Source organism: Pseudomonas fragariae (ex Marin et al. 2024) (assembly GCF_059621105.1).
Map to the genome: position 1 here is coordinate 2880366 of NZ_CM184369.1, position 25475 is coordinate 2905840.

Sequence of the window (25475 nt, forward strand, 5' to 3'; positions counted from 1 at the left end):
CTTGTTAAGGTGGTGCTCATTGTTCGTGGCCTCACAATGGCAGGCTTCTAACCAACTGAGCTACGTGCCTGCTGTGGGCTGGACGCTACCCAACCCCTCTGTGGAATTTTCTTGACGCTCAAGGCAAGGGCCAATTTCTGTGTGCGTGGGGCCATCAAGGCGAGAGGGGTAGGCAGGGGGTTAGGAGCTGTCCTTTCTTATGCATTGCGTCACGGAAATTTCTAGGAGAAATGCTGGCAGTCTGATATCTAGGGTCAAAGATCCCAGCAGGTAGGAAGCTATGTACACAGGTTTTTGGATTCGTGATCAGCACATATTCGGTCCGCAAGGCTACACAGGCCATTGGATTACAGACGGGCACATATATGGACCAAATGGTTATACGCATTGCTGGATCAGTGAAGGGCACATATATGGTGGGTCAGGCTACACGGGCTGCTGGATAATCGACGGCAGTCTCTTCGGGCAAGGCTCAAAGCTTCCGTGGGCGTAGTAATGAATCCTGACGGAAGGCGAATCAGCTTTGGACGGCTTGTGGTATGCATGCTGGTCCTATCTATGTTTGTTTACTTAGCGATGTCGGAAGGAACCAAAGAGGGCGCTCTGATGGCTGACTGCGTCGAGGGAAAGCTTCATTCCTTGAATCAGTACATGTCGGATAGAGATGCTGCATACAGAATCGCTGTGAGTACGTGCAGTAGATATAATCAGGGCGGAATCATAAAAATTCCGCTCGATGAGAAATAGGTAAACGGGCCTAGCACACGCTAAACAGTATGTCCCAGCGAGTGGGATGCTTTGAGGTCAGTAGCGCCATAGCGAACCTTCAATGGAGTAGTGGCGGCAGGAACGCTGAGAGGACAGTGGGAGACAGTTTGTAGACCTCTCCAGCTAGACATAGCTGATATGCCAGCATATCCCTTCTGGCTTTGTTAGAAGGGCAAGCACTGGTAGCTGAACTATCAGGCACAGTCGACACACTGAGGTGTGCCCCCTGTGATACAGAGCGTAGCGCTCCCTAGCGATAGCTTTGTCCAATGTAATGTGGTCGTGGGTGTAAGAGGTCAATACACCCCACCTCTTTTAATAAATAATTCTCTCAGTTTGGTGACACTAGGGTCAGTCTTCGGAAGTCTGCTTCCCATTCCTCGGTCACTTTGGCTTCTTTAGCTAGGTGGCCTTCAATGTCTTGTTTCTTAGGACGACCCACTGGTCTGGTTACACCAGCAATCTTAAGTAGTTCCTTGACAGCAGGAATGCTTCCTTCGTTAAGCGCATACTTCAATGACTCAAGTGACTTGTCGAACCAGTAAAGTCGGTGTTCTTCTTTCCATCCTTGGTTTTCTGCATGGCTATCTAGCAGGGCTAGGCTAACTCCGAGTGTCTGGGCTAGCTCAATGTGTGAGTAAGCTTCTACGTATTGCTGTTTGTGTTTGTCTTGAATGTTCATGTTGTTCTCTTTAAGTGTGTGAGGGTAGTAGTGGGCTTTCAGCAGGAGTCACTGCGTGACAGCAGAAGCAAGAGCACGCCACGTAGTGGCATACGCAATAAAGAAAGATCAAGAGCAATACATACTGGTAGGTAGTCCGCTTTTGATTTTCTCTTTTATGCGTGCTCTTGTCAGCTATGCTGACGTTGCTTTTGCTTTAAGTAGGTCCATCGGTAGATGGTAGTCTAAGGATGGTGTCTAGCTTAATGTCCTGAGAAGGGAGTAGCACCTGTCAGCTTGCTGACGTTAAGGTGTTCTTAGAAATTGATCAAAAACTCTTAAGAGTCTTTAAGAGAAAATGATCAAAATAATGCTGACGTTGATCAATTCAAGCGGCTTGGTCTAGCCCCTTGGTCCAACGTCGAATGGTTACATAGTTAACGTCTAGCTCAGATGCAATGGTCTTACGATCTAAACCTTTCTCAATGAACAGAGAGATGGCTTCAGCTTGTAGCATGGCTTTAGCCTTCTTCAAGTCTGACTTCTCTTTTTCCCAAGGAGTCATTACCAATTCAGTATTGATGACGGCCAGTCTTCCAAGTAAGCCTTGAAGGTAATTCGCCATATCCATGTTCTGTACGAATAGAAGAACTGGTTCCATATTATCTCTGTCTCTCAGAGAAGTACGAGCAATGGCTTGTAGTGTGCTTTCGTAGAAGCGTTCGAACTCAATGGCCTTTCTAATCTCTTGTACTGGTACGCCCAGCATATCACTCAAGCTATGAAAGCTTAGGGCATCATCAGGACTTACATTGCCGTGCTGAAGGCAGATAGCAATACGTCTATCTTGATAACCATTAATTCCCCTGCTGTCGATTGGTAGCGTGGTTACATTGCTCTTGAAGTTATACTTAACCCATTCATGCATGAAGGCTAAGCTTTCTTCATTTCCAATCATTGCAGTTACGCAATGTAACCAGTCAGCTAGCTGTACGCCATCATCCCAAGCATCAGCACTCTTACCATTACGTTGCATCATGCTCTGAGTCTTAGAGTATTTGCCTGTAAGGAAAGGATGTAGCTCAACACGCTTGCCATAACCATCAAACTCTGGTGTGAATATAGATGGTTCAAACTGCCAACCTTGGTAGGTGGCATGAATGCCCAGTAGCGTGTCTCTGACGTTGTTGGCGAGAATATGAACACTGTTGGCATAAGAGAACGCTGATAAGAAATCCCTATAGCTCACAATGCGTACTAGGCGCTTACCCTTGGCAGATAGAGCCTCTACCTCTACACTACATTTGGCCTCTGTCAAAGCCTTCAATACGTCAATGGCTGTATTGCTTAGGGCGCTACTATCTTTAGATTTAATCATACCTTCAATCAGAGAGGTGTACTCAGGTTTGAGTGATGCCTTCTTGCTGGGACTGATATCTATATAGTTCGCAATGCTTCCAAGGTAACTACCACTATCGAACAGGTGGGCCTTGCAATCAGAGACGCTAGGCACCTCATCCACCACTAGCTCCCAACCATCAAGGAGCTTAGGGTTTACTCGACGTAACGCTTCATGAGTTATCATGATCAAGGGGGCACTGTTCAACGCCAGCACACGCTCAAGGTGCAAGGTCACATGATCTACAGTCTCAGAGGTAATGACCAATGGAGAAATGCCAGCCTTGACGTTTATGTCTAATGCTAACTCCTTGATAAGCTTGTTCGTGGGCATTGCATAAACAATATTGTTGTCTATGATTAGCTGTGGCAGTGATTGAATAAACTTTGTAGACTTGCCACTGCCCGGAAGGGCTTCAGCAATGAACAGTGTTTTCTCTTTCATAGAATCCTTATCGTCGTTTTTGAGATTGCTCAATGTCTTTTAACTGTAAATTAGAGATGTAGCCTGCTGCTTGTGACGAGAGTCGATACTGTAAAGAGAGGGCGGAGATGGCTTTGGTATTACCATTAGCTGCTATCAGTTCCTTTGCTAGTCCTCGCTTGATGGTTGTAGGGATGAGGTGTTTTGTTCGATACTCTAGGTCAGGGATATTGATGAAGTCGTCATCTGAGTTCATATATGTGCTTCATGCTGTACATGCCATAACTGCTAGGGCGAGTCTGGCAATAGTAAGGATGGTTAGGCAGATGGCATACACGATGAATGCTGTAACCAGCCAGCTAATGATTGTCTTCATTTGCTTGAGTTGCGTACTTCCATGTCATCAATGATCTTGTGTAGAGCAAAGGCTGATGTGAATGTACCTTCCAATGGTGAATTCTTAGGAAGGTCTACACACACATAACTGCCACGCTGATGCATCTGGTAGCTAACCCCCTTGTAAGTCTTCACTTCACCTACAAGGCTATTGTTGCTCACCTCTGCCTGTTCAATCATGGCCTTGAGCTGAGCCTTACGATGTTCCTGATACTGACGCTCACCCTCTGAAATGTAATAGTTCATTCTTGAACTCCTAGACGCTTATAGACGCTTGCCTTGATTGCTTTCATGGCATCAGTTTGGTTCTTGCCTGTTGCTGCTGGCCCACTTATGATGCTTCTCGTTACGCCAGTGAAGTTCCCTTCGCTATCATACTGGTTATTACTAGGCTTATTGGTGGTTCGATCAAGGCGTGCTTGCTGCACTGCCACTTGCATATCTAGGCTCTCTCGGATCAGCGGATCATTCTTATAGAGACGCTCAAGAGTGGCTTGTCTAACCTGCCTCATAATGGCTACTGCGTCCTTGGAACTGTCAAGGGCTCGGAGAGGGCGTGCCTCCTGTTCTAGCACCCAGCCTGAGTTATGAGCAATCTGTTTTACATCCTCAAGGGAGCGTCCTGTTTCTTGTGCCAATGCTACAAGGTCTTCATGTTTGTATGTACGCATATGTGTGTTCCTTAATAGAGAGACTTTACTTAGAGAGTGATGATACGATATTGATAACGAGCTGAATGGGCCTTGCCAGTCTTTCTACGCTCAACCATTGCTGTTGCTACCAGATGCTTTAGAACGCCTTCTACAGAGCGTCTGGGGAGCCCTGTAGCAATACAGAAGTCAGCGCTTGAGATAGTAGACCAACCAAAGACATCAGCCTGATTACGAACCATGAGCCAAATGATCTTTCTCGGTAGTGTATTAAGTTGATTGTGTTGCAGAGCAACAATCTGCTCTAAAGTAATAGACATTTAGTCTTACCTATAAGTTAATGGTTAAAGGCATCCCCCTATATCCCCCACTGTGATTGGGCGTGATATTATCTAGGGGGAAGTCTTGTGTTCCTACATCGCGTAATGGCGAGCAAGGAGGATGGTGCTAGAGGGTGTAGCAAGTGGGAGAGTGTTGCAGAAGGAGAAAAGCTTCTCCTATACATACTATACCTAATTTTTAGGAAAAACCGGACAAACTAAATTGAGATATTTTTCTCACTCACATATATCTATACCTAGATTTGAGGCAAAAGTCCTCAAACTATTTTTAAAGTGGGCTCATTAGTTTGTTTTGATACTATGAGATAAGAGAGTGTGCGTGTCCCTACGCTTCCTGTAAGGCTCTGTAGGGCACGCTATAAGCAAAGCCTGCAACTGACGAGGATAAGAGTCTTACGCCTCACCAGCGAGCTTGTAGGGCCTCAGTCAATCAGGTGTAAGACATCCTTGGCATTCAGGTGAGAGTATCTGGCGACAGACCTTGTGTCTCTATGTCCCGAGACAATCATTATCTGAGCGTTGTTAAACCCTCTCTTAGCTACATTGGTTATTCTTGTATGTCTGAGCTGATGTAGTCTGACATTACTATCAAGGTTAGCTGCTGCCCTAGCTCTCCTGATGGCCTGTGAGACGCTGTGAGGCGCTACAGAGAACAGTCTGCCTCTTGGTATGCGTTCTGCTAGAGCATGTCTCTGAGCCTCTTTCAGAAGCTCTATTGCACGTAAGGTCAGGGGCACTGAGCGTGTACCATTCTTGCCATCCACTACGTCCACAATCCTCTGTTCCAGATGCAGGCAGTTAACTGTCAGCTTCAGTATCTCAGAACGACGCATAGCTGTTTCATATGCAAGCTCTGCTATCAGGGCCATTGTGGGTGATAGCTCATTGAGGATTAGACGTAGCTCACCAGCAGTCACCACCTTGTCACTGGACTTGTCAGGCTTAGGTAGGGTGATGTCACAGACAGGATTAGGTATGTCTATCAGCAAGCCACGTTTAGCATACTTGAAGAACCGAGAGAGGAACGCCAACTGATGTCTGCATGTGGCTGCCTTGACGGTCTGTAAGCGCATCAGTTTGAAATCGTTCACTAGCTTGGGGGTAATGTCATGAATTGACTGAGGGAAGGCGTGAGCTAGTTGCTCAACGATCTGGACAGCATGAGTGTAGGAACCCTTACCCTTGAGGTGGGAGTCACAGTAGGTCATGCCCAATGTGAATATGGTGTGGTGCTTATGGTCTTTGATGACAGCCTCAAGCTTGTCAGCCCATGCCTGAGCTTCAGCCTGTGTAGAAAATGTCTTCGACTGAGGGGGTTTCCCTTTCAATCTGACCTGAGCGTTCCAGTTGCCTGATGGTAGGGAGCGGATGTTAGCCATGTTGACGCCTCATGATGTGAATGGGCGTTCTCTCAAGGCCATAGCCCATATGGGCTAGGGGGTATTGCTCCTCTCCTTGACATGGTGGGGGTCGTTGGTTCGAGTCCAATCGCGCCTACCAAACAAAATCCGCTCTGCTGGGCGGTAAAAAAAGGGTCAGCCGAGAGGTTGACCCTTTTTTGTTGTGCTTGCCTTAGCTGTAGCCAGTGCCAGCTCTTGTGCCAACGCGAGCATTGGCACGAGAGGGCAAGTTGCCTCAGGGAATCAGGCGGTCACGGCGCAGCTTTTCAAACACGTCGAAGAACGCGTCGTCACTGGCCTGAAATGCCGTGAAGCCCAGTTTGCGGCTTTTCGACATGTCGGTGACCACCTCGATCGGGCGGCCAAGGTCGGCATCGCTGTGCCATGGCGAAATCAGGCGGTTGATGTCACTTTCCTTGAGCTGATGCTCGCGGACAATGTCATCCCAGATTGCTTGATCGTTGGCCATCTGCGTTTCCAGCGGGGCAGGCTCGCTCGGGAAATCGGCTGGTTGCAAGCCGAAGTATTCGGCGATCTGTCCCCACATCCAGCTCCAGCGGAACACATCGCCGTTGGTGATGTTGAACGCCTGATTGGCCGCTGCAGGTGTGGTCGCAGCCCACAGTTGCTGGCGGGCCAGCTGACGCGCATCGGTCATGTCGGTCAGGCTGTCCCACTGCACGCGTGAACCCGGGAACACGAAAGGCCGGCCGGTGGCTTTACAGATCGAGGCGTAAACGGCCAGGGTCGTCGCCATGTTCATTGCGTTGCCGACGGCGACACCGGTCACGGTGTGCGGGCGATGGACGCTCCAGGTAAAGCCATCCTTTTCGGCGGCAGCGAAGACTTCGTCTTCCTGGGCGTAGTAGAAGTTCTCGATATCCAGGCGCGCCTGCGATTCCCTGAACGGCGTTTGCGGCAGGGTGCCTTTGCCATATGCTTCGAACGGGCCGAGGTAATGCTTGAGGCCGGTCACCAGCGCAACATGCTTGACACTGCCAGCGGGCCGCACAGCGTCCAGCACGTTGCGCACCATCGCAGCATTGACGCGGATGTTTTCTGCTTCAGTGGCCTGACGCGACCATGTGGTGATGAAAACGTGGGTGGGCTTCACATCAGCCAGAGCCGCACGCACGGAATCCGGGTCCTGCAGGTCTGCAGCTACCGGGATTACACCGGGCCGCGCTGACGGGCTACGGGAGAGGGCGGCAACCTGCCAATCGTTTTCCAGTAACAACTGCGTGATTGCGCTGCCGACAATGCCACTTGCGCCAACAACCAGGGCGGTCTGAGTCATAGGGGTCTCCTGAGACGGGGAAGAAAGTAATGAACCGTCTGCTGTCTCAGAACAGAATCAGGCCATACCGTTCAACCTTATTGTCCCGATTACCCTGTGACGTGGCTCCGGGAACCGGCGACATCTTCGGACTCGTTGGCATACGACTTGACGATGGTCTTGGTCGCACTGCTGGCTTTCAGGTCACCAAGTTTCTGCGGCGCAAGCCATTTGCAGGCGGCGATTTCGTTCTGCGGCGATGGCTCGCTGGAGGCTGGGACCTGGGCGGTGAAAACGTAATGGGCCACCTGATCCTTCTCGTACACATCGAGGTACAGAAGATCAAGGTCGGCAAGCCCGGTTTCTTCGCACAGTTCACGCACTGCGGCCTGGAAGGGCGTTTCACCCGCTTCTATCTTGCCGCCGGGTAACGCCCAGCGGGATTTCGGTTTGCGCACGTAGAGGACCTGGCCGTCACGTTTGCAGATGACTGTCGCTCGTTGTTTCATAATCCATTCACCTGTTGAACGTCCGTTGGCATGAGTATCTGCAAGAAGTGCGTGAACTTGAGACTCAAAGACAGTCAGTAGTAGTCACCAAAATGTAATAAATAGTTCATTTTGGCGGGGCGCCGCTCAGGCCGTAGCGTGAAACAGCCAGATCGAGTCGCACAGCAGGCGGGTTGCCGATGCCTGTAATCAGAGTCCTGCACCTAGAGTATGGACATCAGTGGGCGATTGGCGGCGATCGGTTCACCGGGGGCGACGTACGGCATGTCAAATTGCAGCCGTCCTTGGCTGCCAGGTGCGCATCAGGCAGCGTTCGAGTCGGCAGCCGCTTCCTGCTTGAGGCTGTCCATGTCGATGACAAAGCGATACTTGACGTCGCCCTTGAGCATCCGCTCGTAAGCCTCGTTGATGTCCTGCATGGCGATCACTTCAATGTCGGAAACGATGCCGTGCTCGGCGCAGAAGTCCAGCATTTCCTGGGTTTCCTGAATGCCTCCGATCAACGAGCCGGCCAGGCTGCGACGCTTGAAGATCAGGTTGAACACTGCGGGTGACGGATGCGGTTCTGCCGGCGCGCCAACCAGTGTCATGGTGCCGTCGCGCTTGAGAAGAGACAGGAAGGCGTCCAGGTCATGCGGCGCTGCGACCGTGTTGAGGATAAAGTCCAGGCTGCTGGCCTGCGCGGCCATCTGCCCCGCGTCCCTGGATACGACCACTTCGTCGGCGCCCAGACGCAAGCCATCTTCGCGCTTGTCGGGGGAGGTCGTGAACAGCACCACATGGGCGCCCATGGCGTGGGCGATCTTGACGCCCATGTGGCCGAGGCCGCCAAGCCCGACAATGCCGACTTTCTTGCCGGGGCCGACCTTCCAGTGGCGCAAGGGGGAATAGGTGGTGATACCTGCGCACAACAGCGGCGCGACGGCGGCCAGGTTGGCATCATGTGAGATGCGCAAGACGAACTTTTCCTTGACCACGATCTTGTCGGAGTAGCCGCCGAATGTGTTCTCGCCGCCAAATACCGGTCCATTGTAGGTGCCGGTGAAGCCGCTCTCGCAGTATTGCTCGTCGCCCTCGGCGCACGATGCACATTGCTGGCAACTGTCGACCATGCAACCGACGCCAGCCAGGTCGCCGACCTTGAATTGCTTGACGTCGGAGCCTACCGCCGTGACCCGGCCGACGATTTCGTGACCCGGAACAGAAGGATAGAGTGTGTTGTGCCACTCATTGCGCGCAGTATGCAGATCGGAGTGGCACACGCCGCAGTAAAGGATGTCGATCTGAACATCGTCAGCGCCGGGCGAGCGACGTTCGAATTGATGGGGCTTGAGTGTGTCCTGAGCCGATTGCGCTGCGTAGCTGTATGTCTTGACCATTACTGTCACCTGTTCAATGGGGATAAGTGTAACGCCGTACGACAGCATAGCCGAGCCTCGCTCATTGACCTTGCTGTCTGGCAATGCACCTTAATCTGACCCATGGGGCAGCCAGGTAGTGCCCCGCATCACACAGGCTTGATCGGGAAGCTGAAGGATCTGCCAAAAAGGTATGAACTTTGCAACAATGCCCTGTCACGCTTGTAATCTTTGGTCATGGTTTTAAGGATGACCGCCGTCGGCTCATGCATCTGGATGCTTCCATGACAGTCTCACTTCTGGCCACGGGCCTTTGCCCAAGCGTAGCTTGTACCTCAATTGCTCCCGGCAGCGCGTTGCCAGCCACCCGCGACCGATTCTCCTGTCACGCCTCCATCGAAGCACTGATCAGCGCCGCAAGGCAGCAGACAGGAGCCATTGCCTGGGCTGCATACGCCGCTGGTGAACTGAAATGCCTGCTCGGGCAGGGCGACGAAAGCGTTGTCTGGCCGACACATATCGCTGCTGAAGATTTCGAGGCGTATTGCACTCAGTTGCAGCTGCATTGCCGGGTCGCGGGGCAGGGCGAGGGCGTGCTGGGGTGGGTGTTGGCACCGATGGCTGAAAAAGACCACCCCTTGCTGTTGGATCTGGCTGTCAGGCTGGGCTCGCTGTTGCAGACCGCGGCATTGATCCGCGCGCAGAACACCCAGCGCGTTCTGTATGAAATCAGCCTGCTGGCCAGTACTACGCTGGACCGCGGCGCTTTTCTGCAAGGCATTCATGAGCAACTCGGGACCCTGATCGATGCCGAGAACTTTTACGTTGCGCTGTATGACCGGCAAAGCGGCAAGATCACTTACCCTTATTACATTGACCGCTTCGATGACGAAGCGATGGCACATGAAACGTTCGAGTTTATCGACGCTGACCGGATGTCGCTCACCGGATATGTGTTGAGCAGCGGGCAGCCGTTGTTTCTCGATGCCGCCTGCATCGAACTGGCCAAGGCCGAAAACCGGTTCTACTGCGTCGGACGTCTGCCCGAGTTCTGGATGGGCGCGCCCTTGAAAAATGCATCGGACGACGTCTTTGGCATGGTCGCGATGCAGGTTTATGACGTATCTCGTGTCTACAGTGCCCAGGATCGTGCGTTGTTCGCCGTGGTGTCGCGCCATGTGGCCATGGCATTGGACCGGCAGTTGCACCGCACTGACCTGGAGCAGGTGGTGGCCCTGCGCACGCAACAGCTTTCTGCAGCCAACGATGCATTGCGTCAGGAAGTCAGGGATCGTGAGCGCGCCGAGCATCTGCAGAATGCCCTGTTCCAGATTGCCGAGCTTTCCAGTCAGCCCGGTGACATGAACGAGCTTTTCCGCAGCCTGCACATGATCGTCGGCGAGCTGCTGGTGGCGCTCAATTTCTACATCGCGCTTTACGACAGTGCGACGGGCGAAGTGACCTTTCCGTACTACATTGACGAGTTCAAGCCCGCGCCGCCGCGCTCACGACGCGGGCAGCGGGGGTTTACCGAATATGTGATAGGCCAGCGGCGACCGTGCCTGATCGATTACGAGGAAGCTCGCAGGCTGGAAGGCCTTGGCGAGATCGAGGTACAGCGACAATCCGGTCGTTGCTCTTCATGGCTGGGCATTCCGCTGTTCGACGGCGGGCAGGTTCGCGGCGTGCTGGTGGTGCAGAGTTATTCCAAGGATGTGAGCTATACCTTGCGCGATCAGGAGCTGCTGACCTTCGTTTCTCGCCACATCGATACGGCACTGTCCCGGCGCAGCGCGGCAGAAGCGATCCATACCGCCAATGTTCTGCTTGAAGCCAGGGTTCGAGACAGGACCCGTGAGCTGGACCGGGCCAACGCCAGGCTGCAGCACGAAAACTCCCATGACTCACTGACCGGGCTGCCCAATCGCAGCCATTTGCAACATCGCCTGAGGCAGGCCTGGCAGGACTTCTGCCGCAACGGCCAGCAAGTGATTGTCATGTTCATCGATCTGGATCGCTTCAAGATGATCAATGACAGCCTTGGTCATCACTGTGGCGACATCCTTCTGGTGCAGGCCGCCGAACGCCTGCGCAGTTGCATGCGCGAAAGGGACCTGCTGGCGCGGCTGGGCGGTGACGAGTTCGCCGTGTTGAGCATCGACACGCCGTTGCAGACCGGCACGGAGATCGCTCAGCGAATACTGACCGCATTCGAGCAGCCGTTCGTGATCGATGATCACACTGTTTTCTCTTCCTGCAGTATTGGTGTGGTGGGGGCTGACAGCCGCTTCCATCAGGAGCCGGCTGACCTGCTGCGCGATGCCGATACCGCCATGTACCGGGTCAAGAACGGTGGGCGGGACAGCTTCGCGGTGTTCAATCAGGCGTTGCGCCGCGAGGTGTCGGATCAGGTCGAGCAGGAGGGTGCGTTGCGCACGGCGCTGAAACGTACGGATCAGTTGATTCCCTATTTTCAGCCGGTGATCTGCGTCAATAGCGGAAAGTTGCTGGCGTTCGAGGCGTTGATCCGCTGGTGCATGCCGGATGGACGCATCGTCGGGCCAGAGAGCTTTCTGCCTGCGCTCGAGGGGCTGCGCCTGATTGGCCGTCTGGACCTGTACATGCTCAGGCGTGTGGTTTCCATTCTGGCGCAACCCGAGAACAGTCATTGGCCGCCCGTGCACGTGAACTGTTCGAGCTACAGCATCACCCGTCCGGCGTTCGCCGCAGAAGTACTGGCACTGCTTGCCGAGCAGAATGTTGCGCCTGAACGTCTGTGTCTGGAACTCACCGAAGGCGCACTGGTGGCCGATCCCGAGCAGGCACGTCTGTCGATGAAGCTCCTGGCCGAGCACGGCATGTCGGTCATGCTCGACGATTTCGGCGCGGGCTTCTCTTCGCTCAGCTACGTGCACCAGTACCATTTCAGCGGTTTGAAAATCGACAAGTCGTTTATCTTTGGCTTGACCTCCAGTGTGCGCAGCCGCGCCATTGTGCGTGCCATTGTGCGCATGGCCGAATCCCTCGATCTGACCGTGGTTGCCGAAGGGGTCGAGGATCGAGAAACGCTTGAGTTGCTGCGCGAGATCGGCGCCACGCAGGCGCAGGGCTACTACTTCTCCGAGCCGCTGCCGATTGAGCTGTTGGATATCAACACCGGTCTTGCAGCAGGCTGACGCTCGGCCAGTGCTTGCCGCAGACGGCAGGTTGTATCCGTTCTTTGACGCGCTCGATAGACCTGATTTTTAGTTAAGCGTTAAAAATCAACGGATTATGACTTTATGCGGAAGTTGGCACTGGACTTGCTGGTAAACCTGGGCAACAGGTTCATCAGGAGGTGAGAGATGATTATTGGCACGAGTGCGCTTGAGCAGCTTGTTTCCCGGGCTGTTGTCGGGCGCAAGACCGTGGATGAGGTGTCCCAGGACGCCTTCAGCTCGGTCGCTGCCGCTGGCCTGACATCAGGTTCGGCACCGGTTACCACGCCGGTCAGCAATTCAACATCGCAAGACAGCAAGCAGGACAACAGCGGTTACAACGAATCCTTTGCACGGATGATGATCAACCTGAAGTCCGCCGGTGATACGTCACTGTCGGAAAAGACGGCTGACCGTGACAACGGTGTCATCGGTTCAGTGGCTGGCACCACCAGCACCACTGACACGGCATCGACGGATTCGGTACAACAGAAATTCATGGACTCTCTGAAGCAGACAGCCGAAGAGAAAGTGCGCGAAAAGCTGACGGGCATCACCCAGAAAGACTATGACGCCATGGCGCCACAGGACCAGCTGGCGATTGACCAGAAGGTTCAGGACGCGCTCAAGGACAAGCAGAACGATGTTGCGGATGACATCAACACCCGCATCAGAGGTATCAAGGCCGGTATGGTGGCTTGATGGCTCGAAAAAAGCCGCTCAGACCATGATGACCGTCGTGCCGATGCTCTGCATTGGCACGATATTCATTGGATTTCAGCCCTGTCACCCCAATTGATGCCTGTACGGCAAATCCGGCCCGACCTTCGTGCAGGTCAGCGCGGCCGCGCCGACGGCGAAATTCAGCATCTCATCCAGCAATTCCCGTGACAGCGTTGCCAGGCCCTCTGGCGTGTCCAGTTGGCGTTCGCTGAGGAAGGTCAGCAGCGCCGCCTGAAACGTATCCCCGGCCCCGACGGTATCGGCGGTGACCACGGTTCTTGCCGGCACCGACCAGGTGCCGTGCTGGCGGGTGAAGACGCTGGCGCCTTGCGTGCCGCGGGTAACGATGACCAGTTGCGTCCGCTTGCCGAGCCAGCCTTCGGCGATCTTTTGTGGATCGCTGTCCGGGTACAGCAGGTGCAGGTCTTCGTCGCTGACCTTGATCAGGTGCGCATGCTCGGCGAACGCTGCGACCTGGCTGCGCCAGCGCTGAATGTCCGGTGCCGGGTTGAGGCGCACGTTGGGGTCCAGCGAGATCAGCCGTGTGCTGCTTTCACGGGCGACCAGCGCCAGCAGCGTGTCGGCAATCGGCTGCACCACCAGGGAAAACGAGCCGACGTGAATGCCGCGTACCTGCCCGTCGAGTTCCGGCAGGTGTTCCAGGCGCAACTGACGGTCTGCGCAGCCTTCGCCTCGAAAGCTGTAAGTTGGCGATCCATTGCTGCCCACGGCGACCATGGCCAGTGTGGTGGGCGCGTCGAAGTCGATCAGGTGATCGGTATTGACCGTTTCCTTTTCCAGCACGGCGCGCAGACGGCGGCCCAGGTAATCGGTGGACAGCCCGGCAAGGAAGCTCGCTTCTACACCCAGACGGCGCAGGCCGATGGCAACGTTGAACGGAGAGCCGCCGGCTATCGCATCGAACCCCAATCTGTTCAGGGAACCGCTGTCATCCGCGCGGGTAAAAATATCGAACAGTGCTTCGCCACAAACCAGAAACATAAGTGCTCCATGAAAAAACGCTTCAAACCTTGCGCAATTGCGCCTGATAACCCTGATAGACCTGCTGGTAGGCGGCCACATTATGCACCACAGGATGCGCCTCACTGCTCTGATCGAGACTCACACAGCGTTCACACAGTTGCTGCAGGTCCTGAGCTTTGCCGTTGGCGCGCGACCAGCACCAGGCCGCTTGAATGGCGGCGCCCAGCGCGGCGGCTTCCGAGTGGTCGGTGCAGATCACCGGTGTGTTCATGATGTCGGCCACGATCTGCCGCCACACGGCACTTTTGGAGCCACCGCCGATCAGACGGATCTTTTCGCTTTTGATACCGCTGTCGCGCAACAGGTCGAGCCCGTAGCGGAGGCCGAAGGTAGTGCCTTCGACTACCGCACGGGACAAGTTGGCCTGAGTCAGATTGGTGCTGTCCAGCCCGACGATGCTGCCGGTAGCGTCGGGCAGGGCGGGCACGCGTTCGCCGTTCAGAAAGGGCAGCATCAGTACGCCTTCGGCACCGATCGGCGCCTGGGCGACCACCTGGTTGAAGCCGCCGATGTCGAGGGCGAACAACTCGCGAATGGCAGTCGTCGCGTTGGTCAGGTTCATCGTGCAGATCAGCGGCAACCAGCCGCCGGAGGATGAGCAGAACGTCGCGACCGACTCATGCTCACTGACCTGCGCCTCATCGGCGTAGGCATACACGGTGCCCGAAGTGCCCAGGCTCATGGTGATCAGCCCCGGCTGGATATTGCCTGTGCCGATCGCGCCCATCATGTTGTCGCCGCCGCCACTGGAGACCAGCGCGTCAGGATTCAGGCCCAGCAGCCGGGCGACCTCAGCACGCAGTGCGCCCACCGGTTCATGGGCGTGCAACAGCTGTGGAAGTGCCTTGCCCAGGCGACCGCTCGGGTCGATGTGCGCGAGCAACGGCAGGTCCCACTCGCGAGTGCGCAAGTTGAAGTAACCGGTGCCCGATGCGTCGCCAAACTCGGTGCAGCAGCGGCCGGTCAGCCAATAGTTGAGGTAGTCGTGGGGCAGCAGCACCTTGTCGATCCGCTCGAACAGATCCGGGTATTGCTCCCTGGTCCACAACAGTTTCGACACGGTATAGCCTGGGGCAATGACCAGGCCAAGGCGTTGCAGCGAACCCTGCGCGCCGCCCAGAAAGTCCAGCAGGCGCTGGTTTTCCGGTGCCGACTCGGTATCGCACCACAGTTTGGCCGGGCGCAGTACCTGGCCTTGAGCATCGAGCAGCACCAGGCCATGTTGCTGGCCTGAGACCCCGATGCCCTGAATCTGCTGACCGGAAACGCCCGCCGCTGCCAGTGCCTCGCGGGTCGCCTGTTGCAGCGCGTCCAGCCATTGCTGCACGTCCTGTTCACGGCGTCCGTTATGGTCGCTGATCAGGCTGTGCGGCGCCGAGCCTTCGCCCAGCACGGTGCCGCTTTCGGTGTCGAGCACCAGCACCTTGGTGCCCTGGGTCCCGCAATCGATTCCAAGAAACATGGGAATTCCCTCAGGCCTTGGCGGCCAAAAGTTTTTCCAGTGTGCCACTCACACCCAGTGTGCGGAGATCATTGAGGTTCTGCTCGAAGGCCGCCACAAATGCTGCGGATTTCGGAATGGCCGAGCCAAAGATTTCTTCCACTGCCAACAAGCGCTGAGTAATAAGCGTGTCATCAGCCACCAGCGCCTGACAGAACCCGGCACGCGGGTCAGGAATGGTGTAGGTCGTGCCGTTTTCGTCGACCCCCTTCAGATACAGCGCCCATGCAGCGACGACCAGCGAAGCGCGTTCGAGATTGCCCTGATCGACGATCAGACGATTGATCGTCGGAATGGTGAACTTGGGAAATTTCGACGATCCGTCCGAGCAGACCCGTTCCAGCTGGTCGGCAATCGCCTGGTTGGAAAAGCGCTCGATCAAGGTGTCCTTGTAACCTTCCAGATCGATACCTGGCACCGACGCCAGTTGCGGGGTCACGTCCAGGTCCATATAAGTGCGGATATAGCTCACGAACAGCGGGTCATTCATGGTTTCGTGGACAAAACGATAACCTTTCAGGAAGCCCAGGTAGGTCAATGCCAGATGACTGCCGTTGAGCAGTTTGATCTTCATCTCTTCATAGGGCGTCACGTCATCGGTGAACTGCACGCCGACTTTTTCCCATGCCGGGCGACCATTGACGAACTTGTCTTCCAGCACCCACTGCACGAACGGTTCGCAGACCACTGGCCAGACATCGTCGATGTGCTTCTCGTCCGCCAGTTGCAGCCGGTGGGGTGCGCTGGTCATCGGTGTAATACGGTCGACCATCGCGTTGGGAAAGCTGACGTTTTCCTTGATCCAGTCGTGCAGATCGGCATCGCGCAACGTGGCAAATGCCAGCAGTGCCTTGCGAGTGACCGCGCCGTTGTGTGGCAGGTTATCGCAGGACATCAGGGTGAAGGCTGGCGTACCTTGCGCCCGGCGGCGGGCCAGTGCGGCGCAGAGGAAGCCGAAGACCGTCTTTGGCTGATCCGGGTTTGCCAGGTCGTGTTGAATCTGCGGCAGATGGGCCATGAACTGCCCGTTGCTGTCGTCGATGCAGTAACCGCCTTCGGTGATGGTCAGCGAGACGATGCGGATGTCCGGGCTGGCCAGTTTGTCGATCAGCGCCTGCGGGCTGTCGTCGGCCAGCAGCATGCCGCTGATCGAGGCGATAATGCGGGTTTTGGTGTCAGGCGTGTCACCCAGTTCATAGAGCGTGTACAGGTAGTCCTGTTGCGCCAGTGCATCGCGCACGGCCTTGTCTTCAGGACGCAGGCCCACGCCGCAGATGCTCCATTCAAAGCCTTCGCCGCTGTTCATCAGCGCATCGGTATAAAACGCCTGATGCGCCCGGTGGAAGCCGCCGACGCCGATGTGGGCAATGCCCTGGCGAGTGCTCTCGACGGTGTAGGCGGGCACGGCAATGTCGTCGCCCAATCGGGACAGATTGTTTTTGTTCAGTTTCATGACGGGCTCTCCGGAACTCAGGCTGCGGCAGTCTGCAAGGCTTTGGCAATCACCAGACCTTGAGCGTCGAACAGGTGGCATTGGGCACTGTCGAGATGCAGGTTCAGCGTCTCGCCATACTGGCTGGCCAGATCGCCACGAATACGCATGGTCAGCGCTTCGCCCGAGCGGGTACGCACGTGACAGTAGGTGTCACTGCCAAGACGTTCGCTGACGTCGGCAACCACCTGCAACTGGCAATCATCGCCCTGGGCAAGGTTCAGGTGTTCCGGGCGAATGCCCAGCGTTACCGCAGCGCCGACGCTCTGTCCTGCGCCATTGACCGGCAGGCTGATGCGCGTTCCGGCATCCAGCTCGACTTCGCAGATGGCGCTGTCCACCCGGCTGATCGTGCCCTTGAGGAAGCCCATCTTCGGCGTGCCGAGAAAGCCGGCAACGAACAGGTTGGCCGGGTGGTGGTACAGCTCGAGCGGCGAGCCGACCTGCTCGACCTTGCCGCCATTGAGGACGACGACCTTGTCGGCCAACGTCATGGCTTCCACCTGATCATGCGTCACGTAGATCATCGTGGCCTGCAACTCCTTGTGCAGGCGCGACAATTCCAGGCGGGTCTGCACGCGCAGCGCGGCGTCGAGGTTGGACAGCGGTTCGTCGAACAGGAAAATCTTCGGGTTGCGCACGATGGCCCGGCCAATCGCGACACGCTGGCGTTGCCCGCCGGACAGTTGTTTGGGCTTGCGCTCCAGCAGCGGTCCGAGCTCCAGAATACGTGCGGCTTCATCGACCTTCTTCTTGATCTCGGCCTTGTCACCGCCCGCCAGGTCCAGCGCGAACGACAGGTTCTTGCCGACGGTCATGTGCGGATACAGCGCATAGGTCTGGAACACCATGGCCAGGTCGCGCTTGGCCGGCGTGACCTGCGTGATGTCCCGGCCATCGAGCTCGATGGTTCCCGACGTCACTTCTTCAAGCCCGGCGATCAGCCGCAGCAGGGTGGATTTGCCGCAGCCCGAAGGCCCGACGAAGACCACGAACTCGCGGTCTTTCACCTCCAGGTCGATACCCTTGATGATCTGGTGACCGTCAAAGCCTTTTTGCAGATTGCGGATGCTCAGGTTAGCCATGTTGGACTCCTTCTTGTTCTTTGGACCGGGCTATTTGACAGCGCCGAACGACAGGCCGCGAACCAGTTGTTTCTGACTGATCCAGCCGAAAATCAGAATGGGTGCACAGGCCAGGGTCGATACCGCTGACAGCTTGGCCCAGAACAACCCTTCAGGGCTGGAGTAGGAAGCGATCAAGGCCGTCAACGGCGCCGCGGCGGACGAGGTGAGGTTCAGCGACCAGAACGCTTCGTTCCAGCACAGGATCAGCGACAGCAACGCGGTGGAAGCCAGGCCGCCCTTGCAGATCGGCATCAGCACGCGAAAGATCTCCTGACGGGTGCTGGCCCCGTCCAGCCGTGAGGCCTCGAGGATCTCGCCGGGGATATCCTTGAAGTAGGTGTAAATCATCCAGACCACGATCGGCAGGTTGATCAGCGTATAGATGATGATCAGCGCCAGCCGCGAATCGAGCAGGCCAAAGGTCTTGGCCAGCAGATAGATCGGCATCAGCACGCCCACCGGCGGCAGCATCTTGGTCGAGAGCATCCACAGCAGCGTACCCTTGGTGCGCTTGGTCTCGAAAAACGCCATGGAATACGCCGCAGGAATCGCGATCAGCATGGCCAGCACCGTGGCGCTGAAGGAAATCAGCACCGAGTTCCAGGCAAAATGGAAGTAATCGCTGCGCTCCTGAATATGCAGGTAGTTTTCCAGCGTCGGCGTGAAGAACAGCTGTGGCGGTGTCGCGAACGCATCGATCTCGGTCTTGAAGCTGGTCAGGACCATCCAGAAGATCGGAAAGAACACCAGCGCAGCGATGATCCAGGACAGGGCCCCGAGCAGCAGGCTTTGCAGACGGCGTGATTGTTTGAGGGTCATCATGGCAAGGTCCTCATGACTTGTCGGTGAGGTTTTTGCCGATCATCCGGATCAGGATGATCGCCGCGATGTTGGCTATGACCACGGCAATCAGCCCGCCCGCCGAGGCCATGCCGACGTCGAACTGCAGCAGCGCCTGGATATAGATCAGGTAAGCCAGGTTGGTCGAGGCAAAGCCCGGCCCGCCGTTGGTCGTGGTGAAGATTTCAGCGAATACCGAAAGCAGGAAGATCGTTTCGATCATCACCACCACGGCAATCGGACGCGCCAGGTGCGGCAGGGTCAGGTGCCAGAAGATCGCCAGCGGACCTGCGCCGTCCAGCCGCGCTGCTTCTTTCTGCTCCTGATCCAGTGACTGCATGGCGGTCATCAGGATCAGAATGGCGAACGGCAGCCATTGCCAGGACACAATGATGATGATCGACAGCATCGGGTAATGGGCGAACCAGTCAATCGGTTCGGCGCCGAAGAACTTCCAGACCGCCGCAAGTACGCCGGATACCGGATGAAAGATCAGGTTTTTCCAGATCAGCGCACTGACCGTGGGCATGATGAAGAACGGCGAGATCAACAGCACACGGACGATGCCGCGACCGAAAAACTCACTGGCTTCCAGCAGTGCCGAAATCAGCACGCCGAGGATCACACTGATCGCCAGCACACTGCCGACCAGCAGTAATGTATTGCCGGCACCCGGCAAGAAGCCGCTGTCGGTCACGAAATACTGGAAGTTCTCCAGGCCAACGAATTCGTTTTCGCCGGGGGAGAGCAGGTTGTAGCGGATCAGCGAGAAGTAAATGGTCATGCCCAGCGGCACGATCATCCACACCAGCAGAAGCGCCACGGAAGGACTGACCAGAAACCAGCCCGGCTTGAATCGACGGCTTTTGAGCGGTTGCTGTTCGCCGGACAGGTCCGTGCGTTCAGGGGAGGCTGAGGTATTCATGGGGAGCTCCGAACCGGATTGCACCAGAGTTGTTGCGCAGTTGAGCGGCAGGGCGAAAGCATTGGCTTTCGCCCTGATGCGTGACGGTTACTTTTTCGGGTAACCCGCTCGTTTCATGTCGCGCGCGGTAGCGGTTTGCGCATTCTGCAAGGCCTGATCCACAGTGGACTGACCTATGAGTGCTGCAGAGAACTGCTGACCGACGCTGGTGCCGATGGCCTGGAACTCGGGAATGGTGACCAGTTGAATGCCGACGTAAGGCACGGGATCGCGTGTCGGGGCCTTGGGATTGGCTTTCTTGAGCGATTCCAGTGTGATGTTGGCAAACGGTGCAGCCTTTTTATACTCGTCGGTATAGGTCGAGGCGCGGGTGCCAGGCGGTACGTTGGACACACCGTCGGTATCGGCGACCAATTTGGCGTACTCTTTCGAGGTCGCCCACTGGGTGAACTCGGCAGCGTCCTTGGTGTTCTTGGCGCTGGTCGGGATCGCCAGCGACCACGAGTAAAGCCACGATGAGCCCGTCTCGGTCACTTCATGCGGGGCGTAAGTGAAGCCGACGCTGTCGGCCACTTTGCTCTGCTTCTTGTCGGTCACGAACGAACCGGCAACGCTGGCGTCGACCCAGATGGCGCATTTGCCGCTGTTGAACAGCGCAAGGTTCTCGTTGAAACCGTTACTTGAGGCACCCGGCGGGCCAAATTTCTTCATGGTATTGACGTAGAAGTTCAGCGCATCCTTCCATTCTGGCTGATCGAACTGTGGCGTCCACTGCTCATCGAACCAGCGTCCGCCATAGGCGTTGGCCAGCGTAGTGATCAGCGCCATGTTCTCGCCCCAGCCAGCCTTGCCGCGCAGACACAGGCCGTACTGTTCCTTGGACTTGTCGGTCAGTTTCTCGGCGAACCCGGCGATCTGGGTCCAGGTAGGGCGCTCGGGCATGGTCAGGCCTGCGGCCTTGAACAGGTCGGTGCGGTAGTAGGTGATCGAGGCTTCAGCATAGAACGGCAGGGCAAACAGTTTGTCGTCCACCGACAGGCCGTCGCGTACTGATGTGAACACATCCTTCAGATCGTAGCTGTCAGGCAGGTCTTTCATTTCCTGCAGCCAGCCTTTCTGACCCCAGAGTGAGGCTTCGTACATGCCGATGGTCAGCACGTCGAACTGGCCGCCCTTGGTGGCGATGTCGGTGGTCAGGCGTTGACGCAGGACGTTCTCTTCCAGCACGACCCAATTGAGCTTGATATCGGGGTGCTTTTCTTCGAAGGTCTTGGAGAGGCGTTGCATGCGAATCATGTCGCTGTTGTTGACCGTGGCGATGGTCACGGTCCCCGCGGTGGCACTGCCACTGAACACGAAACAGGTGCTGAGGACGGAACTGGCGAGCAGAAGTTTTGCTGAGTTCTTCATTGATCACTCCTCTTCCACGCCCAAAGGACTGCAGAAGGATGGTTATTGTTTTTTTCTCTTCCGGAGGTGAGGAAGATGTGCATTGATTACACCGGCGTTCGGTCTGAAAGACAAATCCTGCGCCGCACTCTGACTGATACTTTTTTGCACTCGGGTGGGAAAAGGCAACAGCGCCGAATCGCCCATAGGGCGGCTTCGACGCAACTCCAGCGTAGACGATGAGGGCGAGGGCGGGGCGAATCAGTACAGGTTTTGTTCGGTCAGACGCTGAACGGCGAGTCGGCGGTAGTGCGACGGAGTCATGCCCTTGAGTTGCTGAAAACGCCGATTGAAGTTGGAAATATTGTTGAATCCGGACTCGAAGCACACATCGGTGACCGGTTTGTCGCCGTCGGCGAGCAGTTCGCAGGATTTGCTGATACGCAGCCGGTTGACGAACTCCACGAAGCAGCGCCCGGTAGCCTGTTTGAACACCCGGGAAAAATAGGTCGGTTTCATGCCCAGATACTCGGCGACTTCCTCCAGCGGCAGCTCGCGGCCATAGTGGGCGAAAATATAATCCACCGCCCGGTTGGTGCGATCCACGCTGTGCTCGTCCGCCGTGTGGGCGACCGCCGTGCCTGACAGCAACTGGTAGTCGTCGCTGGCGGCGAGCAGTTCGAGCAGAATGAAGAAATGGCCCAGGCGAGTAATGCCTCGCGAGTCGGCGATTTTCTGCATCTGCTTCATGGCCTGACGAATCGTGCGTTTGCAGCGAAATTCGATGCCGTAGCGGGCGCGCTCCAATAACGGCGTCAGGGTCTTGAGCTCGGCAAACACCTGGTTGCCGCTTTCCAGCAGCTCATCGGTAAAGTTGACCAGCATGTCGCGCTTGGGCACCACTTCACCGTCGTCGATCTGGCTGATCCAGTTATGCGGCAGGTTGGGGCCGGTGAGAAACAGGCTGGCAGGATTGAAATTGCCGATGTAGTCGCCGACAAACACCTTGCCGGAGCTGGCGACGATCAGGTGCAGTTCATATTCCTTGTGGAAGTGCCAGCGCACCAGCGGGCAGGGGAAACCATGCTCGCGGTAGATGATCGACAGACCGTTGTGGTCGTCCATCAATTCGTAGGAAGGGTCGGCGATTCTTGTTGTTTTATTCATTGGCGATGTCATGTTCATCCGTTGCCAGAAGAGTAATGTGCCTGATTTTTCAGTTCAATGCCCGGTCGCTGGCAAAAAACGCCTACGATCGGGCCTCTGCCAGTGGAGGCGTTGACCGATGAAACAGATCCTGCTGATCGGCATGGGGGCCGGTGATCCCGAACAGATCACCCTGCAGGCCGTTGCGGCCCTGAACCGTGCAGAGGTGATCTTCATCCTCGACAAGGGCTACGTCGACGATCAGTTGCTGAGGCTGCGCAAAGAGCTCTGTCAGCGCTATATCACTCACCAACGCTACCGTCTGGTGCAAGTCCAGGACCCTCGACGTGAAGATGATCCGCAGGCCTACGAGCGCGGCATCGAGGGATGGCACGAACAGCGCGCGGTACTGTTCGAGCGGCTGTTGACCGATGAACTTGACGTGGATCAGGTCGGCGCGTTTCTGGTCTGGGGTGACCCGTCGCTCTACGACAGTACGATGCGCATCCTTGACCAGGTTCTGGCGCGGGGTAATGAGGCTTTCGAGTATCAGGTGATACCCGGTATCACCAGCGTCCAGAGTCTGGTCGCGCGGCACCGGATCCCGCTCAATCGCATTGGCGAGTCGATTCTTGTCACTACCGGCCGACGCATGGCGACAGCTCCGCTGCAGCACCCCGGCAACGTCGTGGTGATGCTCGACGCGCACTGCACATTCGAGCGTTATACGGGGCAGGGGCTGGACATCTATTGGGGCGCGTACCTGGGCACGCCGGACGAGATACTGGTGGCCGGACGGCTGGATGATGTCTGCGAGCAGATCAAGCGCCTGCGCAGCGAGGCACGCGAGCGCAAGGGGTGGATCATGGATACCTATTTGCTGCGCAAACCGGCCTAGGCTCTGCAGGAAAAGTGGCTGCGCTCGGTGATGCTGCGTTAAAAACAGGCTCGTGCGCGAGTTCGATCGGAATGCTCATTTACAACACGTAGAGTCGAACGCGACCCCGGCCGTTCCTCGCCTGTTTTTGCCTTGCCTGACCTTCGCTCGCCGACTTTTCTCATTGAGCCTGAGCCGGTTTTTCATCCTTGTTGCGATTCTTCGCTTCGATCCACTGCGCCATGTATTTGGTGCTCTTGTGGTGATGGTGCCGCAGCATGGCGCCGGTGAAGTTCGCCAGTCGATGCTCCGTCAGTCCGTTGCGAAGGGTCTCGATGCGCTCGATCAGGCTCGCACAGTGCTGCCGATGCTGGAAGCGTGCCTGCAGCAACGCCTGACCCGCTTGTTGCGCTTCAAGCCAGAGGTTCTGGTCCTGATACAGCCTGACCGCAGCGCCAGCGATTTCCGCAGGGTTATCGGCAATGATGCCGGGCCACGGCAGCCCGCCGTTCATGGCTTCCGCACCCACCGGCGTCGTGACTGACGGCGTTCCGCAGAGCATCGCGTCCATCAGCTTGCCCTTGATGCCGGCCCCGAAGCGCAATGGCGCGAGGCACACCCGCGCGTTGGACATGACCTCCAGCGCATCCTCGGCCCAGTGCTTCACATGAAAGCCCTGAGCGGCATTGTGCAGCGCCGAGGCCTTGGGTGGCGTATAGGCGCCATAAATGTGCAGCTGGGCTTCGGGCAGTTGCTGGCGAATCAGCGGCCAGATAACGGTTTTCATCCACAGCACGGCATCCCAGTTGGGCGCATGGCGGAAGTTGCCGATGCTGAGGAAGTGCGCACGCTGTACAAAAGGCCGGAAGCTGTCGGGAATACCGTCGATCATCAACGGGCACCAGTGCAGCAGCGCCGCGGGCAGGCCGAAAGGGCCGCTCAACAGCGCGATTTCGACATCCGACGTCATCAGGTTGAGGTCGCAGCGATACAACGAAGCAATTTCGCGCTGCGCCAGATCACTGGAGGCTATTTGCCGGAAAAGCTGCGGCGCTGAAACGTCGGCGCTGCCCGGCCCGGCCGCGGCGCAATCGCTGTTCAGCGAGTCCTTCAGCAACTGATGGCGTGCGTGGCGCAGGCTCTGGAAATCCGACGTCTCCAGCATCCGCAGTGCGTCAGGACACTGCTGCTCGACCCGCCAGCCGAACTGCTCCTCGATCATGAACTGATCGAAGAGCACCACATCAGGCTGCAATTGGCTGACAAATACATCAAAACTGCTGTCGTTGAGCGTGATGTGCACTTCACTGATGCCCAGACTGAGCAGATCGGCGCGATGCTCGCCCTCGGTGGCAGGGCTGGCAAAGGTGATCTGCCAGTCCTGCTCCAGAAAGCATTGAATCAGTTGCATCATGTGCCCGCTGGCGGCCGAAGATCGCGGCTCGGGCCATACGTAGCCGATGATCAACAGGCGGGTGCTGGCAGGCTTATCGGTGCGGTTGAAGGCAGCGTCGATGTCAGTCAAGGCTGTTTCCAAGAATGCTTTTTACCTTGTCGCGCAACTGGTCGATGGAGAACGGCTTGCCGATCGAGTGCATGCCTGGCGGCACGTCGATATTTTCCGAGTAACCGCTGGCGAACAGCACGGGCAATTGCGGGCGAAGTTCGATGACCTTTTTGGCCAGTGCAGTGCCTTTCATGTCAGGCAGCCCCTGGTCAGTCATCAACAGGTCGATGTGATTGGAATCGTCTGCAACAAAGGTGAGTGCCGACGTAGCGTCCTCGGCTTCCAGTACCTTGTATTCCAGCTCTTCGAGCACGTCGACAATCAGCATGCGCACAATGGCGTCGTCTTCGACCACGAGAATGGTGCGGGCTGTGTCGGGCATGGTTGACTCCTTAAACCTGAATAATGGTGATAGCGCAGACGGTGTGGAGTTTCGCGCATCCTTTCCCCTCGACTCAGGGTAACCGAGCGAGGGCCTGTCCGCTGTCGATACAGTCCCTGTATCAGTAAATAAAAACCGTGTGGA

General features: G+C 56.4%; 22 protein-coding genes. 3 read left to right on the forward strand and 19 right to left on the reverse strand.

The features are described from left to right. Positions 1–1099: 1099 nt before the first annotated feature. The 9 genes from AC54XV_RS12870 to AC54XV_RS12910 form a co-directional block, all read right to left on the reverse strand. Positions 1100–1450 (reverse strand): hypothetical protein, encoded by a 351-nt coding sequence (locus AC54XV_RS12870; RefSeq protein ID WP_058398518.1) that lies wholly within the window; start codon positions 1448–1450, stop codon positions 1100–1102. A gap of 367 nt (positions 1451–1817) precedes the next feature. Beyond that, the gene (locus AC54XV_RS12875) at positions 1818–3272 is read right to left on the reverse strand and encodes a DEAD/DEAH box helicase family protein (protein WP_058398519.1); all 1455 of its coding nucleotides are present in this window, start codon (positions 3270–3272) and stop codon (positions 1818–1820) included. Positions 3273–3623: 351 nt separating this feature from the next. Next, a complete protein-coding gene (locus AC54XV_RS12880) occupies positions 3624–3893 on the reverse strand; it encodes a hypothetical protein (RefSeq protein ID WP_057431509.1) in 270 nt (89 codons plus the stop codon). Beyond that, positions 3890–4318: a hypothetical protein gene (locus AC54XV_RS12885; RefSeq protein ID WP_058398521.1), complete on the reverse strand. Its 429-nt coding sequence runs from the start codon at positions 4316–4318 to the stop codon at positions 3890–3892. The genes AC54XV_RS12880 and AC54XV_RS12885 overlap by 4 nt, the downstream gene beginning before the upstream one ends. A 29-nt stretch (positions 4319–4347) precedes the next feature. Further along, entirely contained in the window at positions 4348–4617 is a 270-nt protein-coding gene (locus AC54XV_RS12890) for a hypothetical protein (RefSeq protein WP_080267605.1), read from the reverse strand. A gap of 443 nt (positions 4618–5060) precedes the next feature. Then, entirely contained in the window at positions 5061–6017 is a 957-nt protein-coding gene (locus AC54XV_RS12895) for a tyrosine-type recombinase/integrase (protein ID WP_058398522.1), read from the reverse strand. A 256-nt stretch (positions 6018–6273) separates the two neighbouring features. Then, positions 6274–7335 (reverse strand): SDR family oxidoreductase, encoded by a 1062-nt coding sequence (locus AC54XV_RS12900; RefSeq protein ID WP_011267673.1) that lies wholly within the window; start codon positions 7333–7335, stop codon positions 6274–6276. An 89-nt stretch (positions 7336–7424) separates the two neighbouring features. Continuing rightward, the gene (locus AC54XV_RS12905) at positions 7425–7823 is read right to left on the reverse strand and encodes an NUDIX hydrolase (RefSeq protein WP_003402836.1); all 399 of its coding nucleotides are present in this window, start codon (positions 7821–7823) and stop codon (positions 7425–7427) included. A gap of 302 nt (positions 7824–8125) precedes the next feature. Next, positions 8126–9202, reverse strand: coding sequence for an NAD(P)-dependent alcohol dehydrogenase (locus AC54XV_RS12910; protein ID WP_058398577.1), 1077 nt, complete (start codon positions 9200–9202; stop codon positions 8126–8128). A gap of 245 nt (positions 9203–9447) precedes the next feature. On the opposite strand from AC54XV_RS12910, the gene AC54XV_RS12915 reads away from it, so the two are divergent. Together AC54XV_RS12915 and AC54XV_RS12920 are read left to right on the forward strand one after the other, a co-directional pair. Further along, positions 9448–12357 carry a bifunctional diguanylate cyclase/phosphodiesterase gene (locus AC54XV_RS12915; RefSeq protein WP_057458120.1) on the forward strand — a complete coding sequence of 970 codons (2910 nt, stop codon included), beginning with the start codon at positions 9448–9450 and terminating at the stop codon, positions 12355–12357. 168 nt (positions 12358–12525) lie between these two features. After that, the gene (locus AC54XV_RS12920) at positions 12526–13080 is read left to right on the forward strand and encodes a hypothetical protein (RefSeq protein WP_058398578.1); all 555 of its coding nucleotides are present in this window, start codon (positions 12526–12528) and stop codon (positions 13078–13080) included. 84 nt (positions 13081–13164) lie between these two features. Here the strand turns inward: AC54XV_RS12920 and AC54XV_RS12925 are convergent, their stop codons facing one another. The 8 genes from AC54XV_RS12925 to AC54XV_RS12960 form a co-directional block, all read right to left on the reverse strand. Further along, positions 13165–14103, reverse strand: coding sequence for a carbohydrate kinase family protein (locus tag AC54XV_RS12925; protein ID WP_058398579.1), 939 nt, complete (start codon positions 14101–14103; stop codon positions 13165–13167). A 22-nt stretch (positions 14104–14125) separates the two neighbouring features. Then, complete coding sequence (gene xylB / locus AC54XV_RS12930; RefSeq protein ID WP_058398580.1) at positions 14126–15607, reverse strand: xylulokinase; 1482 nt, start codon at positions 15605–15607, stop codon at positions 14126–14128. A gap of 10 nt (positions 15608–15617) precedes the next feature. Next, complete coding sequence (locus AC54XV_RS12935; protein WP_496718815.1) at positions 15618–17099, reverse strand: mannitol dehydrogenase family protein; 1482 nt, start codon at positions 17097–17099, stop codon at positions 15618–15620. Positions 17100–17116: 17 nt separating this feature from the next. After that, positions 17117–18223: an ABC transporter ATP-binding protein gene (locus AC54XV_RS12940; protein WP_058398582.1), complete on the reverse strand. Its 1107-nt coding sequence runs from the start codon at positions 18221–18223 to the stop codon at positions 17117–17119. Between the two features lie 30 nt (positions 18224–18253). Then, on the reverse strand, positions 18254–19087 hold the full coding sequence (locus AC54XV_RS12945; RefSeq protein WP_003369336.1) for a carbohydrate ABC transporter permease: 834 nt from the start codon (positions 19085–19087) through the stop codon (positions 18254–18256). Between the two features lie 10 nt (positions 19088–19097). Beyond that, positions 19098–20030 (reverse strand): carbohydrate ABC transporter permease, encoded by a 933-nt coding sequence (locus AC54XV_RS12950; RefSeq protein ID WP_003318051.1) that lies wholly within the window; start codon positions 20028–20030, stop codon positions 19098–19100. A gap of 87 nt (positions 20031–20117) precedes the next feature. After that, positions 20118–21440 (reverse strand): ABC transporter substrate-binding protein, encoded by a 1323-nt coding sequence (locus AC54XV_RS12955; RefSeq protein ID WP_058398583.1) that lies wholly within the window; start codon positions 21438–21440, stop codon positions 20118–20120. Between the two features lie 240 nt (positions 21441–21680). Further along, positions 21681–22586, reverse strand: coding sequence for an AraC family transcriptional regulator (locus AC54XV_RS12960; protein ID WP_003402817.1), 906 nt, complete (start codon positions 22584–22586; stop codon positions 21681–21683). A 118-nt stretch (positions 22587–22704) separates the two neighbouring features. Between AC54XV_RS12960 and cobF the strand changes: the two genes are divergently transcribed. Continuing rightward, positions 22705–23463, forward strand: coding sequence for a precorrin-6A synthase (deacetylating) (gene cobF / locus AC54XV_RS12965; RefSeq protein WP_032653581.1), 759 nt, complete (start codon positions 22705–22707; stop codon positions 23461–23463). 160 nt (positions 23464–23623) lie between these two features. Here the strand turns inward: cobF and AC54XV_RS12970 are convergent, their stop codons facing one another. Beyond that, the gene (locus AC54XV_RS12970) at positions 23624–24967 is read right to left on the reverse strand and encodes a glycosyltransferase (protein ID WP_058398584.1); all 1344 of its coding nucleotides are present in this window, start codon (positions 24965–24967) and stop codon (positions 23624–23626) included. Beyond that, positions 24960–25331: a response regulator gene (locus tag AC54XV_RS12975; RefSeq protein WP_003369350.1), complete on the reverse strand. Its 372-nt coding sequence runs from the start codon at positions 25329–25331 to the stop codon at positions 24960–24962. Before AC54XV_RS12975 ends, AC54XV_RS12970 begins: the two co-directional genes overlap by 8 nt. Between the last annotated feature and the right edge of the window lie 144 nt (positions 25332–25475).

What these genes read in the sequence shown, in the direction of transcription:
- AC54XV_RS12870 (WP_058398518.1), bottom strand. Translation starts at nt 1,450, where the DNA reads ATGAACATTCAAGACAAACACAAACAGCAATACGTAGAAGCTTACTCA.
- AC54XV_RS12875 (WP_058398519.1), bottom strand. Translation starts at nt 3,272, where the DNA reads ATGAAAGAGAAAACACTGTTCATTGCTGAAGCCCTTCCGGGCAGTGGC.
- AC54XV_RS12880 (WP_057431509.1), bottom strand. Translation starts at nt 3,893, where the DNA reads ATGAACTATTACATTTCAGAGGGTGAGCGTCAGTATCAGGAACATCGT.
- AC54XV_RS12885 (WP_058398521.1), bottom strand. Translation starts at nt 4,318, where the DNA reads ATGCGTACATACAAACATGAAGACCTTGTAGCATTGGCACAAGAAACA.
- AC54XV_RS12890 (WP_080267605.1), bottom strand. Translation starts at nt 4,617, where the DNA reads ATGTCTATTACTTTAGAGCAGATTGTTGCTCTGCAACACAATCAACTT.
- AC54XV_RS12895 (WP_058398522.1), bottom strand. Translation starts at nt 6,017, where the DNA reads ATGGCTAACATCCGCTCCCTACCATCAGGCAACTGGAACGCTCAGGTC.
- AC54XV_RS12900 (WP_011267673.1), bottom strand. Translation starts at nt 7,335, where the DNA reads ATGACTCAGACCGCCCTGGTTGTTGGCGCAAGTGGCATTGTCGGCAGC.
- AC54XV_RS12905 (WP_003402836.1), bottom strand. Translation starts at nt 7,823, where the DNA reads ATGAAACAACGAGCGACAGTCATCTGCAAACGTGACGGCCAGGTCCTC.
- AC54XV_RS12910 (WP_058398577.1), bottom strand. Translation starts at nt 9,202, where the DNA reads ATGGTCAAGACATACAGCTACGCAGCGCAATCGGCTCAGGACACACTC.
- AC54XV_RS12915 (WP_057458120.1), top strand. Translation starts at nt 9,448, where the DNA reads ATGCATCTGGATGCTTCCATGACAGTCTCACTTCTGGCCACGGGCCTT.
- AC54XV_RS12920 (WP_058398578.1), top strand. Translation starts at nt 12,526, where the DNA reads ATGATTATTGGCACGAGTGCGCTTGAGCAGCTTGTTTCCCGGGCTGTT.
- AC54XV_RS12925 (WP_058398579.1), bottom strand. Translation starts at nt 14,103, where the DNA reads ATGTTTCTGGTTTGTGGCGAAGCACTGTTCGATATTTTTACCCGCGCG.
- xylB (WP_058398580.1), bottom strand. Translation starts at nt 15,607, where the DNA reads ATGTTTCTTGGAATCGATTGCGGGACCCAGGGCACCAAGGTGCTGGTG.
- AC54XV_RS12935 (WP_496718815.1), bottom strand. Translation starts at nt 17,099, where the DNA reads ATGAAACTGAACAAAAACAATCTGTCCCGATTGGGCGACGACATTGCC.
- AC54XV_RS12940 (WP_058398582.1), bottom strand. Translation starts at nt 18,223, where the DNA reads ATGGCTAACCTGAGCATCCGCAATCTGCAAAAAGGCTTTGACGGTCAC.
- AC54XV_RS12945 (WP_003369336.1), bottom strand. Translation starts at nt 19,087, where the DNA reads ATGATGACCCTCAAACAATCACGCCGTCTGCAAAGCCTGCTGCTCGGG.
- AC54XV_RS12950 (WP_003318051.1), bottom strand. Translation starts at nt 20,030, where the DNA reads ATGAATACCTCAGCCTCCCCTGAACGCACGGACCTGTCCGGCGAACAG.
- AC54XV_RS12955 (WP_058398583.1), bottom strand. Translation starts at nt 21,440, where the DNA reads ATGAAGAACTCAGCAAAACTTCTGCTCGCCAGTTCCGTCCTCAGCACC.
- AC54XV_RS12960 (WP_003402817.1), bottom strand. Translation starts at nt 22,586, where the DNA reads ATGAATAAAACAACAAGAATCGCCGACCCTTCCTACGAATTGATGGAC.
- cobF (WP_032653581.1), top strand. Translation starts at nt 22,705, where the DNA reads ATGAAACAGATCCTGCTGATCGGCATGGGGGCCGGTGATCCCGAACAG.
- AC54XV_RS12975 (WP_003369350.1), bottom strand. Translation starts at nt 25,331, where the DNA reads ATGCCCGACACAGCCCGCACCATTCTCGTGGTCGAAGACGACGCCATT.